The sequence below is a fragment of the Metabacillus indicus LMG 22858 genome, from assembly GCF_000708755.2.
Classification (GTDB): domain Bacteria; phylum Bacillota; class Bacilli; order Bacillales; family Bacillaceae; genus Bacillus_P; species Bacillus_P indicus.
Genome location: NZ_JGVU02000006.1, coordinates 494,172 through 507,422, shown reverse-complemented (window position 1 = coordinate 507,422; position 13,251 = coordinate 494,172). Strand labels below are relative to the sequence as shown.

Annotated in this window: 9 protein-coding genes; 7 read left to right on the top strand and 2 right to left on the bottom strand. The window is 42.8% G+C overall.

The window, feature by feature from the left end; all coding sequences use genetic code 11:
• Window positions 1–63 precede the first annotated feature (63 nt).
• The 4 genes from AZ46_RS16975 (at window position 64) to AZ46_RS16960 (ending at window position 3,707) form a co-directional block, all read left to right on the top strand.
• Entirely contained in the window at window positions 64–585 is a 522-nt protein-coding gene (locus AZ46_RS16975; protein WP_029284813.1) for a competence protein ComK, read from the top strand.
• Between the two features lie 99 nt (window positions 586–684).
• The gene (locus AZ46_RS16970) at window positions 685–1,476 is read left to right on the top strand and encodes a metallophosphoesterase (RefSeq protein WP_051865646.1); all 792 of its coding nucleotides are present in this window, start codon (window positions 685–687) and stop codon (window positions 1,474–1,476) included.
• 52 nt (window positions 1,477–1,528) lie between these two features.
• Window positions 1,529–1,792: a hypothetical protein gene (locus tag AZ46_RS16965; RefSeq protein ID WP_029284809.1), complete on the top strand. Its 264-nt coding sequence runs from the start codon at window positions 1,529–1,531 to the stop codon at window positions 1,790–1,792.
• Window positions 1,793–1,907: 115 nt separating this feature from the next.
• A complete protein-coding gene (locus AZ46_RS16960; protein ID WP_029284807.1) occupies window positions 1,908–3,707 on the top strand; it encodes an SEC-C domain-containing protein in 1,800 nt (599 codons plus the stop codon).
• A 171-nt stretch (window positions 3,708–3,878) separates the two neighbouring features.
• On the opposite strand, the gene AZ46_RS21070 is transcribed toward AZ46_RS16960, so the two are convergent.
• Both AZ46_RS21070 and tagU read right to left on the bottom strand, forming a co-directional pair.
• The gene (locus tag AZ46_RS21070; protein ID WP_235728242.1) at window positions 3,879–7,184 is read right to left on the bottom strand and encodes a cell wall-binding repeat-containing protein; all 3,306 of its coding nucleotides are present in this window, start codon (window positions 7,182–7,184) and stop codon (window positions 3,879–3,881) included.
• A gap of 199 nt (window positions 7,185–7,383) precedes the next feature.
• Window positions 7,384–8,328 carry a polyisoprenyl-teichoic acid--peptidoglycan teichoic acid transferase TagU gene (tagU, locus tag AZ46_RS16950; RefSeq protein ID WP_029284804.1) on the bottom strand — a complete coding sequence of 315 codons (945 nt, stop codon included), beginning with the start codon at window positions 8,326–8,328 and terminating at the stop codon, window positions 7,384–7,386.
• Between the two features lie 366 nt (window positions 8,329–8,694).
• Here tagU and AZ46_RS16945 point away from each other — a divergent pair, with 366 nt between their 5' ends.
• From AZ46_RS16945 to AZ46_RS21065, 3 genes are all read left to right on the top strand, one after another.
• Window positions 8,695–10,011, top strand: a complete 1,317-nt coding sequence (locus tag AZ46_RS16945) for a cell wall-binding repeat-containing protein (RefSeq protein ID WP_029284802.1) — start codon at window positions 8,695–8,697, stop codon at window positions 10,009–10,011.
• 148 nt (window positions 10,012–10,159) lie between these two features.
• Window positions 10,160–10,942, top strand: coding sequence for an SGNH/GDSL hydrolase family protein (locus tag AZ46_RS16940; RefSeq protein ID WP_051865641.1), 783 nt, complete (start codon window positions 10,160–10,162; stop codon window positions 10,940–10,942).
• 108 nt (window positions 10,943–11,050) lie between these two features.
• A complete protein-coding gene (locus tag AZ46_RS21065; RefSeq protein WP_051865638.1) occupies window positions 11,051–12,910 on the top strand; it encodes a cell wall-binding repeat-containing protein in 1,860 nt (619 codons plus the stop codon).
• The last annotated feature ends 341 nt before the right edge of the window (window positions 12,911–13,251 follow it).

Genomic DNA, 13,251 nt, shown 5'->3' with positions numbered 1-13,251 from the left:
GATATTTTGTATGATAAACAGGAGGGTGGAAAATATTAGATAAATTAAAAAGAGGTGGAGAGAGTGCTTGCTGAAGAAAGCTATACAGTTTGGAGAGAAACGATGGTATTAAAGCCGATTTATTCTGAGAGAGGAGAACGCTGGACGATTGTTCATGAGCTGTACAAAAAAAGAATGATCAAAATGTCTCCAAAAGCCATTATGGAGCGCAGCTGTGTTCATGCAGGTGCTTCTTATCAGGGAATGGTGGATGCCGCAAAGCTGATACTGCCCGGCAAGAAAATGCTCCCGATCTGCCTGTCACCGGGCTACCGGATCTGCATGCTGCCGACGCTGTCCCCGGACCATGAGGACTGCATGTGGATTTCCTACCGGTATGCCAAGAAGCCTTTTCTGAAGGGCAGCAAAACAATGGTTGAATTTCAAAACAGAGAGCAAATCGAAATTCATGGCAGTGTGGAAAGCTTTCAACTCAAATCAGGACATGCCCAGCAGCTTGTCCTGAATTATCTCGACAGGCAGGAGGAAATGTGGGAGCTGCCTGTGTATGTGGCAGAGTCTTATGAGGGATACGACGTATACTAACATGCCGCAGCCGGGTTCCTGATGGAACTTGGCTGTTTTTATTACTAAATCCCGCCAACATTTAGTAAACTGTAGAAAATAGAAAAAATGGGGGATCGTATGGCGGAATTCATTTGGTTCCTTGCTGGATGCACAGGGTTGTTTTATTTATTGTTCATTGTGCCGACAAAGTGGCTGAAGGTTGAAAGAGTGGACGTGCCGCTCGGGATTGATAAAAAAATCCTTCATTTGTCGGACATTCATATCGAAAGAAACCGGATTCCTTCTGAAAAAATGAGGGACATATTAAAGCGGGAAAAACCTGATTATGTTTTTATCACCGGTGATTTTACGGCTCGGGAACGTTACATTCCGCGCCTTGAGGCGTACCTCACAGCCTTTAGGGAGCGGGACATTCCTGTCTACGCGGTTTTTGGTAACCATGACTACCGGACATTTCATTTGAGTCTCCTGCTCCGAGAGTGGCTTGAGGAAAAGGGAGTTAGTGTGCTGATTAATGAGTCCATTGAGCTTGAGGACTTTTCATTAATAGGCCTTGATTTTTACAGGGAAGACGAATATGGTGTGGAAAAAGCTTTTGCAAATGTATCGTCAAAGAAACCGAGCATTGTTTTGTGCCATGACCCGAACGACCTGGCAGAAGTAAATAAACCTTTTGATCTAATGCTGTCCGGGCATCTTCACGGAAAACAATTTAATATTCCCCTGTTTTTTAAGTTTGTTGATAAAGGGGTGCTTGCTAAACGCGGAATTTATCAGGGACTCCACAACATGCAGGGCCGCTTTTTGTACATTTCAAAGGGAATCGGCCAGGCGCACTGGAATCTGCGGTTCGGGGTGCGGAGTGAAATGACGATTGTGAATTTAAGGAAAAAAGGGAAGAATGTATAAACTTCAAAAAGTTGTCCATAATTAGAGTAATTCTTTTTAGGGAGTGAATCCTTTGTCTAATCTGGACCATATTCTTTATGATGTACATGAATATTTCATCCTGAACAAAAACTTTCTCCGCGCCTGCTTTGAGGATTTATCTCTGACAGACTCCGAATGTGCAGAAGCGCTCAGGCTTTATTTTAATGATATTAAAGAGGAAGAGTATCACAATACGCTCATCCCGACACTGAACCGCGTCGGACATGACATTCATTTTGCATACGGTGAAGATCAAAGCATGTATATTTATAAAAAATCAAATCAAGTGGGTTAGGCCGCTTGAGTCACAAAACCGCAGATCTCCATCTGCGGTTATTTCATGTGCGTTGAATTATTCCCTGATAACTGGCACAATAGATGAGGGAATAAGGATTTAAAGGAGTCTACAAATGGATATTGGAAGAAATGACGCATGCCATTGCGGCAGCGGAAAAAAATATAAGAAATGCTGTATGAATAAAGTGACGTCGATTGAAGCGATTCGTCATGCTGATCTTGAAAAGATGCAGGGAGAGCTGATGCAGTTCGCCTCCTCTGTCTATTCAAGAGAAATGGACAAGGCTGTCAGAGAGAAGATGCGCAAGTTTAACATAGGCGAGGATCAGCAGATTTACGGTTCACTCCTTGTCTGGGCTGTTTTCTCAGTGAATGTTGGAAACGGGACTATCTTAGAAGCCTTTATTGAGAAAAAACGCCGCGAAAATGTGAGACCGGTAACGATGGCCCAGCTGGAAAAATGGGCTGGCGCTGTTCCGACGTTCTCTGTCGTGGAACATGTGACAGACGATGAAAGCTACACAGTGAAAGATCTGTTTACAGAAGAAGTAAAAGATGTGCGCGTGGACGAGGGAACCCATTCCTTTAAGTCAGGCGCGATGCTTCTTGGATACTTGCTGCCATTCGGAGACTACTATACGTATTTCATGATGCAGCTTGAATTTGAAGAAGCGCAGACGGAGTTTAACAAAAAACTGACGCTCAAGCTTTTTGAAGAGAGCACGTTCGATGACATCGGCGCGTTCATTGCGGATCAGTTCCCGGAAATGCTGATTTCCATGCTGACGGAGCCTGTGGAAGAAGATTCTCAGGTAGAAAAAGAGCCTCAGGTGGAAGAAGCAGAGCTGGTTTGGGATGAACCGTTGTACGAAAATGCTGCATTAAAAATGCAAAGAAAGCTTCTGCAAGCCCATGTTCCAGTAGAAACTGCCGAAAAGGCGTTTGCTTTAATGCATAAATATCTTCACGAAGTAAAGCCAACGATCAAAAAAGAGGTCATTTACTCAGCCGGTATGCATTATTTCGTTGAAAAGCATATGTACAAGCAGGGAATGACTCAGAAAAAGATTGCGGAACTTTACGAAGTCAGCACAAGCTCTCTTTCAAAGGTATATAAAGAGATAAAAGAAGTGCTTGAGGCGGATCTCACTGAGGACAGCATGACTGTTGGAGAACAAGCAGACGTCAAAAAATACTCTGCTTCTGACCGCGCGCGTGCGCAGGAGCTTATTTATGAAGCGATGGAAAGTTCCCCGCAGAAAAGAGTAAAGCTTGCCAAAGAGGCGATGGAGATCTACCCGTTCCACCCTGATGCATACAATATGCTGGGAGACGCAGAGAGTGATCCTGCCAAGCAGCTTGAACTTTATAAACAGGGAATGGAAGCCGGCGAGGCGGACCTTGGCAAGGAAATCTTCAAGCAGGATAAAGGCATGTTCTGGGGATTGATTGAAACGCGGCCATACATGCGCTCTAAGTTCAACTATGCCATCCTTGAAGCGGCAATGGGCAACCTGACTGAAGCAATTAAACAGTGCGAGGAGCTGCTCGAGCTCAATGAGATGGACAGTCAGGGCGTGCGCTATACGCTGTTTGTCATGTACATGGATGCAGGCGAGCACCAAAAAGCCAAAAAGCTTCTTGAGAAATTTGATGAGACCGAATTTGCGGCAGGCGCCTACAACATGCTGCTTGTGGAATTCGCGTTAAAAGGAATGACTCCTGCGGTTGAAAGACTTGCTCAAAAGGCGAAAAACGTGAATCCGATCATTTATGATGTTCTGGCCGGCAAACGCAAGCTGCCGAAAGAGCCGGAGGAATTCGGCCAAGAGTCTGAAGCGGTTGAGTACTTCATGGAATATGGATTTGTCTGGTCCAATCATCCGGAATTGGTTGAGTGGATGTCTGAATAGTGCAAGGCTGAAGCCGGTTTTCCTTATGGGAGCCGGTTTTTTGTTTAATGGAAGTAAGAATCAGACTAAGGGGAAGCCGTCAATTTTCGATTGATGCTGCAATCTGCCCGGGCAAAACCCACCTCAAATAAAAAAGACAAACCCCCAAAAAGGATTTGTCTCTGCAATGCTTTACTTCTTCTCACTCAATGAAGGAAGAATCAGCCGGTCAACGGAGTTGCCTTGTGTCTGCCTGCTGTTTTGCGTATAAACGTCGGTGTTTGAAACCGTATTGATTGGCACGATAGTACTTCCATTAAGTTCAAAAACTGTCCAAAGTGTACCTGTCTGATTTGTAGGAACGTGGAATGTCCGCACTAAGTAGCTTCCCCGGTATACCTCTACCACGGCTCCTGATTTAGACAGTTCGTCGCTGTCTGTGTAGCCGCCGTTTGAAAAGTCATGGATGGAATAACGGTAAACGCCATCTTTTTGATGGTTAATGGTAATGGTCTCCGGACCATATGAAGAGGTGTCATCCACATCCAGCTGTGCCATCAGCTCGTCATTTTCATAAACATCCTGGTCTCCGAAATACAGGTGGAATCTGTTTCCGTCCTCAGCCGGACCTGTTAAGTGGGAATCCAGATCGTATGGCTGCTCTCCCCATTTCAGCACGATGCGTGTTTTGGCCTGGTCAAGAATCGGGCTGAGTGTGGCATTCTGATTTTCTGTTTTTCTCGTACCGATGGAAAGAATTTCTGTGGAGGATGTAATGAATCCTTCTTTTGACACCTCGGCAGTATAGAGTCCGGCCGGGAGTGTTACTTTGTAGAACCCTGATGCATCTGAAACAGTTGTGGCCTTTACAGGACCGGTAAACGAATTTAATCCTGATCTGATTTTAATGGACGCGCCTGCCACAGGACGTCCGTCAATTGAATTCTTGATTTGTCCGCTTGCTTCGCCGTCCCCGAAAAATTCAGACCCGATCAATCGCAGGGAAGGACTGTACTCAATTTCATTTTCTTTGATTTTCACATTCTCATATTTTTCTTTTTTATAGAGAAACTTGCTGTATTCAAATGTGTATGTGCCGTCAGACAGCTGCAGTTCGTAGTCACCGTTTTCGTCCGTGACTGCGCTGTTGAAAAACTCCCCGTCCTGATAGGCGCTTACCTTTACATTTTCAAGTTTATCTTTGCTGACGGCATCGACTACATTGCCTTTAATTTTGCCTGCGTACTCGCAGTATTTGTTCTCTTTTTTGAAAAACTCTTTATCGTAAAGTTTTTTCTTGTATTCTACTTTTTCTTCAATGTTCCACTTTTCAGATGAGGCTTTAAGACGGACTTTTAAGTTAGATTCAAAGCCTGCTTTGAAAGTATCTTCAAAGCATCCTGAGAAGGAGAAATCATTGTCTTTAAAATCATAACTGGCTTTTACATTGCCTTTTAGCTCCTGGCCGATGGATAAGTCATTTTGAACAACGGCTGGCAATAGGCCGCCAATGTTGATAGCCGGTTCAAATCCTGCTCCGAGGGAAGCGGTGATTTCTCCTTTCCCTTCAAATTCCGCCTCATAACGGTCTGTAGTCAAGTCAAAATCAGAATCAAATGAACCGCCCTTCCACTTTACATCAACATAAGAACTGGATTTTTCAATGACGCCAAATTCCATAGAAAGCTTTGCTTCACCCTTGACGTTGGTTGTAACGAAAACGGTGACACCAATCGGGATGTCTATATACCCTTTATTGCCGACTCCGAATACAGGCGCTGTCCCAATTTGATAGGTCATCGTTGCAAGCGAAATCCTTCCTTCGCGATCCACGCCTTCGAGCTTAATCCACTTGCCGAATTCTTTGTTTTTGGACTGGTCGACTGTTTCCATCTTACCGTCCATTTCCATCATAAATTTGATGGAGGAATCCTGCTTGCTTTCAAAGTGATAGTCAAATCCCGTGATCAGTCCGAATTTTTTCTTCAGGTCCATTTTAGCTTTTGCTGATTTAACAGCAATACTTCCGGTAAGTTTCACTTTGCTGTTGTTAGACTCTTTTTCAAATAGAGTCTTATCTAATGCAAACTCAATCGGCTTTTGTCCGGCCGCAGCCTTCATGCCTGCACTGCTCCACTTTGAAAAAGACTGAAACTGCTGCTCGCCTTCTGTCATAACGACGCCTTCTTCAAGATCCACATCGATAAGATTGTCTGGGGTGAGGATTTCTTCACCTTGAATATTAAATTCCTTCAGCACTTCATCAAGTGCCGGCTGATCGATCGTTACGGTTCCGTCTGACTGAACATCCGAAACCTGCCCGAAAAACCCTGATGGATGGTCATCAGACGGCGGAAGATAGAAGAGGTCTGACTTTTTATACATTTGAGCCTGGTCCGCCGGAAGTTTAATAGAGAATGATTCGTCCTCATGGTAAACGATGCTGTCGGATGCATTTTCAAAAAGATTTTCTTCCTGTTCTTCCATTACCTCTAGTCCGTCAGTAAATACAGCGGTGCCAATCACGTCTTCAAATTGTGCAAACAGTTCTTCCAGCTGGGAGACGACACCATCCGTTACTGCTGCATTGCCTCCGTAAACATTAAAGCTTTTCATCTGTTTTTCAGCAATCAGCCGGTCAGATCCTTCCGGCAGTTCGTCCGGCTTTGTTAAATAAATGGCAGAGCTGTTTTTAGCTGCAAGGACAGAGCCCGTCAACGCATCTGCAAATTTTCGTCCTGTACTTATGTAAATGTGGCTGTTTTTGTCGTATTTCGTCCGTAAGATTTGAGCAGCTGTATCATATCTTGTGGCACCTGAAATTCGTTCGGGTTTTGGAAGTTTGGATTCAACAAGCGTACCTATTGCGTCCGGACCTCCGATAACAATCGTACTCTTAACACCCTGCAGATATCCCGTTACTTTATCACTTAGTTTATCAGGGGCAGTCAGCAGAATAGGGTACCCCTTTTCTGCGGCGTATGGAGCGATTGCAAGCGCATCAGGAAAGTTCTTGCCGGTTGCGATAATCGCCTGTTCTTTAGAAGCGCCAAGTTTTTCGGCAACTTTGACAGACGTTTCGTAACGGGTATCACCGTAGATCCGTTCCGTTGTCATGCCTAGTTTCTCGATTTCTTTTTTTACCGTTTCATTAATCGCGGCAGGACCTCCCAGGATGACCGCTTTTTTTGCTTTCAAGCGTTTCAATTCATTTAGAGTGGCGTCTGGAACTTTTGATGGGGAGGATAATAGAATGGGTGCATTTAACTTGTACGCCAGCGGAGCACCTGTCAAAGCATCGGGAAACTGATCCCCTCTGGCAATAACAACGGTGTCAGCCCCGCCTGCAAAGCCTTCTTTTGAAATAGCGGCTGCTGTCTCATAGCGGTCTTCTCCCGCAATCCGGATCGTGCCTGATGCTTCAGCAGTGTCCGTTCCTGATGAAAAAGGAAGGATAAGTACAGAAATAAATAAAACAATGAAACTCTTTAAAAACATTTTGGACAAATACATTCACTCCTTTAAAATGGGATAACACTACTAATATACCATTTTAATGGGAAATATTACATAAAAATAATTATTTATGACTATTTTCTTCGCTTTAACGGTCTAAACTGGTTCCATAACAATCCGACCGCTCATTTCTCAAAAAAAAACAAACCCCGATTGAATGGAGGTTTGTTCTTTCTTACTCTTAGTTTGAAGCCGTCGTCCCGGACAGCTCCAAATGTTCTTTCAGCTTGCCTGATAAAGCTGTGCGCTCTTCTTCAGGTACAATATAATAGTAGATTCCGCCGATTTTGTCGCCGGATCCTTTGATCTGGTGCTGTTCAAGAGAATGGCTGGCATCTTTATAGTTCTCCTGAATATTCCACATTTCGTCCATTCCTAGATTAGTTTTGACGTTGTTTTCAACGATTTTGAACATCTCGCCGAATTTTGAAATGGAGGATACGTTTGCTCCTTTTGCAATAACGGCTTCAATGACCTGTCGCTGTCTCAGCTGGCGGCCGAAGTCGCCTCTCGGGTCTTCATAGCGCATTCTTGTAAAGCTTAATGCATCTGCACCATTTAATGTAATTGGACCTTCTTTAAACGTCTTGCCGTCGTATTCAAAGTACAAGTCGTTGTTTACTTCTACTCCGCCTACTGCATCAACAATATCTTTAAAGCTTTCCATATTCACTTTGACAAAGTAGTCAACGGGAACGTCCAGGAAATGTTCGACCGTATTGATCGCCATTTCCGTACCGCCGAAGGCGTAGGCATGATTGATTTTGTCTTCTTTGCCTTTTCCGATAATTTCGGTTCGGGTGTCACGCGGAATGCTGACCATGTTCATGGATTTTTTGTTCGGGTTCACGGTTAAAAGAATCAGAGAATCAGAACGTCCACGGTCGCCTTTTCTCTCATCCACTCCCATAAGCAGGATGGAGATTGGGTCTTTTTCTTTAAATGCAACTGCCTGAGGGCGTTTGTCTGATTTTTCCCTGCCGATATTTTCCTGGATGTTGGCAACTGTGTCCGTTGCCGCTTTATACAAATAGAAGGCATAGCCTAAGGTACCCAGTACAAGCAGACCAATGATGCTAAGGGTAATCAAGAGCCATTTGCGCTTTTTGTGTTTTTGTTCTCTCATCGTATCATCCTTTAATAGAAGTAATTGCCTATACACATTATATTTTTGCCGGAACATGGAAACAATACTTTTTTTGTAAATAAATATGTCCATTAATATGACGTGGTGCAGCTTGTGAAAGTTTCATAAATCAAAGTCATATGGTTCCTATCGGCATTTTTTTGACAAATTTCATGTCTTTTAAGAAATGTTTTTTCTGCAATGTTCGTCGAAATGAGGGGAGAAGTGCGGTCGAAAGGCAGAGGAAATGGAGGTTTTATGCTGTCTATAGTCGATTATCCCCATTATTTGTAACACATTTGTAAACTATCAGACTATTTCTGTGATGCTATAATAAGTAGGGTAAAAACATCATAGGAGATTGGTATGAAAAAAATAACAGTAACTTTGTTGAGCTGTCTAAGTCTATTGATGCTGCTTCTTATCTCTTTGCCGGAGTCTGCAGAAGCCGGTACTACTACAAGAATTTACGGTCAGGACCGCTACAGTACGGCAGTGGAAGTTTCAAAGAAAACGTTTCCGAACGGCACTTCTAACGTTGTCATAGCAGTCGGAACAAACTACCCTGATGCTCTTTCTGGAGGTCCGCTAGCGTATAAGCTTAATGCACCGATCCTTCTTACAGGCCGTGACTCCGTTCCTTCCGTCATAAGCAGCGAAATTAAACGATTACAGGCAAAAAACGCATACATAATCGGCGGCAAAAACGCCATTTCAGATCAAACCGCAAATTCCCTTAAATCAATGGGGCTGACTGTACACAGAATAGCAGGTGCGGACCGTTATGACACATCAGTCGCTATCGCAAAATACTTGGGGGCAACTTCTAAAAAAGCATTCATAGCCAATGGAACCAACTTCCCGGACAGCCTTGCTGCATCGCCGATCGCCGCGAGGCAGGGATCACCCATTCTTTTGGTTAAAAAGGACAGTGTTCCTGAAACCGTTAAAAACTTCCTCAAAGGATATACAAAAACATATGTCATCGGGGGAACTTCAGTTGTAGCGTCAGGAACAACCTCATACCTTCCTTATCCGGAACGAATTTCAGGGTCAAACCGCTATGACACATCTGCCAAAGTATCATCGAAATTTGCGAATTTCACGGCGTCGCGTTCCTTGCTTGTTTCAGGTAAGACCTTTGCAGACGCACTTACCGGTTCTGTTTATGCAGCAAAGCAGAACATTCCGATGCTTCTTTCTGATTCTTCAAATCTTCCGGCAGAAACCGGAACACTGATTGACTCTAAAACAATCGAAACGGTGACTGCTGTCGGAGGAACGGCCGCTATCAGCGACAGCGTTCTGGCATCAATTTATTTTCCTGTGGACAAACTGATTGAAACTGCCAAATCCCTGCAAGGCGTGCCTTACAAATACGGCGGTACGACAACTTCGGGCTTTGACTGCAGCGGCTACACAGAATATGTGTTCAACAAGCACGGCATTGACCTCCCGAGAACAACAAAAGATCAATGGAATACAGGAACCGTGGCTGCCATTCCCCAAAAAGGAGATCTTATTTTTTTTGAAACGGTATCAAAAGGCCCTTCTCACGTCGGAATTTTCATTGGAAACAACGAATTTATCCATGCGAGCTCATCGAAAGGCGTATCCATTACAACGATGGATAATGTCTACTTTAAACCAAAATACTTAGGCGCTAAAAAAGTCATTCACTAAGCATCGGGAATTCCCCGATGCTGTTTTTTATGGATATACAGTTAAATTTTGATAAATTAATAATAATTTCCCTTTAATATCCTTGCAGGTTCATATGTTCATCACTATGATAGAATGTAGAACTTTGTAGATTTTGGAGGAAATAAGTATGAGTAAAGTGATTACAGCATGTGTTGTTGTCTTATCGGTATGCGTGCTGGTACTTGGCAACTATCATTGGAAGGGAAAAATCAGCCTTGCAAGTCAGCCTGAAGCAAAGACTGAAACTGCTTCTGCATCAGCTGAAGAGCAGCAGCCTGAGTGGGTGAAAAAGGCCGGGAACCTTCCTGCACCAATAAAAGAAAAGATGAAAACGGCTCAAGCTGACGAAAAACCAATTAAGATTGCTGCGGTTGGCTCTGAAAGCACATCACCTGGGGATGAAGGCTGGCCTATGCTTGTGCAAAAAGAACTGGATAAAGCATACGGCGAAAAAGTCTTCTCCGTTCAGGTTTTATCCTACCCGGACGGTACGTCTCAAACGTTTCTTAACGAAAATCATATTGAAAAAGTGAATGAGGTTCAGCCTGATATCATCCTTCTTGAACCCTTTTCGCTAAACGATAATGGGAATGTGGGTCTTTCAAATACTCTGAAAAACGTTGAGTCCATTCTAAAGGAGCTGAAAGAGGGAAATACGGATGCCATCATCTATGTTCAGCCCTCCCATCCTATTTACAATGCCATTTACTATCCAAAAGAGGTAGATGCACTTAAAAGCCTTGCGACAGAGCTCGGAATGACCTATTTAAATCACTGGGAGAACTGGCCGGACGGTAAAGATGATAAAATCAAGTCCATGCTGACGGAAGATCAGCAGACCCCAAATAAAGAGGGTAATAAAGTCTGGGCAGACTACATCGTATCCTACTTTATAAAAACAGAGAAATAGATCCTGAGGGGTCTATTTTTTCTGTTTATTGGAAATTTATACAATCCTTGTCTGATTTTTATGATAGAATTTCACTAGAATCTAAGTTTCGGAGGGAATCACGTATTTATGAAAAAAATTGCTGTGTTAATATTTGCTTTTATTGGATGGAGTCTATTTTTGACAGAAGAAACCGGTGCAGCCTCAGCTCAAAGCTATGAAAGTATTGAAAACGAAGTGAAGAAAGCCTGTAACTATGACCCTGCTGTGGAGTATGGGAAGGAAATACCTTTTCAGACTGCCAACTGTCTGCTGACAACAACAGCCATGCAAATGGAAGTGCCTGCAGAAATTGTGAAAGCGGTGGCTTCACAGGAAAATGCATCCTGGCAGCAGTTTGACAAAGAAGGGAAACCGCTGCAATCAGGCGATTTTGGTTATGGCATTATGCAGATGACTGTGTTTACGACAGATCCTGAAAAAATTAAAAACAATGCGATCTATAACATTTATTCGGGTGTACTCAGATTAAAAGAAAACTACGGATCTCCATATGTAGAAAAAAATTATCCTGATAAATTCCTCGAAAAATGGTACTTTACTGTTCTAAAATATAACGGTAACTACGCTGAGAACAGTCCCATTAATAAATGTGAAGGTGTGTTTGGATCAAGAAACACTGGCGCCTATCAGGAAGAAGTTTATAAAAAGATAAGCGATTCTCAATATATTACATCGAATGTTGATGACTTGTTGATGAAAGCAGAAGATTTTTCATATGATTGTGATCTTGATCAGCCTATTATTAAATATAATAAATCAAATTTTACTGTTAATGCACATTTAACCGAGACCAAACATGCATTCAATGAGAATGATACATTACTCACAGTAGGCTCTCCTGCAATTAGAAAGACGCCTACCAAAGATCCGACAATACCACCGATACCTTATGAAGGCAATATCATCGTAAAGCCCGAAGGTCAATTCGTATATGATGCAACTAGCAGCTCTAAGAACCAGTTCACATGGTACCCTGTAACTTTTAAGGATAAAAAAGGGTACGTGGCATCAAGCTATCTGAAACGGATTTTAACAAGACATGAAGGTGAAAACCGTTATGAGACTTCAGCTGCAGTCTCAAAAGAAGGCTGGAAGCAGTCCGAGACGGTTGTCATTGCAACTGGGAATAAGTTTCCGGATGCACTCTCAGGCGCACCTCTCGCGGCAAAATACAATGCACCTCTCATACTTTTAGATGGTAGAAAAGATGCAAAAATGGCACCGGACTATAATAGAATTTCATTTGATGAAATCCGCAGATTAAAAGCAAAAAAAGCCTTTATCATTGGTGCAGAGGCAGTAATTCCTGAGCAATTAGCTGATCAGCTGAAAGGTATGGGGTTAACAGTCACCAGAATCGCAGGAGACAACAGGTACGAGACGTCTGCTGAAGTAGCAAAATACCTTAGCAGCAAGACTGCTGTCGTAGCGACAGGGAAAAATTATCCTGATGCACTGTCTGTTGCATCCTATGCAGCTAAAAACGGTTTCCCTATCCTACTGACAGACGATAAAGATGTTATTCGTGAGGAGATTAAATCAGCTCTTGATGAAAAAGAAAAAACCCTAGTAATCGGTTCAGTTGCCGTTATAAAAAAATCAGTAGAAAGTCAGCTGAAAAATCCCGTCCGTTACGGTGGAGAAGATCGTTATGAGACTTCAAGGATTATTAATGAACAATTGAAAATGGGCAAAAATGAGATATTTGCAGCTACAGGCAGAGCTTTCCCTGACGCGCTTTCAGGATCAGTTCTTGCTGCAAAAAATAATGCTTCTGTTCTATTAATGGATAACAGAGGAGCGGAGAGCGAATACAATGTTCCTACATTAAGAGTGATTGATCAATATCCTGCCGCGACGATTCTGGGCAGTAAAAGTGCGATTCCTGAATTTCTTGAAGAACAAATAATTGAGCGTTTGAAGTGATAGATTGGGACCGCCCGGGATTGGGCGGCCTTTTTCGTTTTCTTCACTATTCCCCGGGAAACATGTCGCCTTATGACAAAACATGCCGGGACCAATGCCTCACTGGAAATCCTATACCAAAATATAAATGGAATGTGCATAAAAACTCGGAGTCTGTCATCCCAGTTTCCGCAAGCATCTTTATTTTATTTGCTTTTAAACATTGATGCATCAAAGGATAACAGGCTTTGCAGCGATTATGAACATGTCGTAATTTGTCTTTCTTTTATTAATGAATAAAAGTTTTTATAAATGTTTGACTATTCAATATTTTACAAATAGAATAAGAGAGTAAATATATT

Coding starts and splice junctions, on each gene's coding strand:
- AZ46_RS16970 (WP_051865646.1), top strand. CDS start 685: ATGGCGGAATTCATTTGGTTCCTTGCTGGATGCACAGGGTTGTTTTAT.
- AZ46_RS16960 (WP_029284807.1), top strand. CDS start 1,908: ATGGATATTGGAAGAAATGACGCATGCCATTGCGGCAGCGGAAAAAAA.
- AZ46_RS21070 (WP_235728242.1), bottom strand. CDS start 7,184: ATGTTTTTAAAGAGTTTCATTGTTTTATTTATTTCTGTACTTATCCTT.
- tagU (WP_029284804.1), bottom strand. CDS start 8,328: ATGAGAGAACAAAAACACAAAAAGCGCAAATGGCTCTTGATTACCCTT.
- AZ46_RS16945 (WP_029284802.1), top strand. CDS start 8,695: ATGAAAAAAATAACAGTAACTTTGTTGAGCTGTCTAAGTCTATTGATG.
- AZ46_RS16940 (WP_051865641.1), top strand. CDS start 10,160: ATGAGTAAAGTGATTACAGCATGTGTTGTTGTCTTATCGGTATGCGTG.
- AZ46_RS21065 (WP_051865638.1), top strand. CDS start 11,051: ATGAAAAAAATTGCTGTGTTAATATTTGCTTTTATTGGATGGAGTCTA.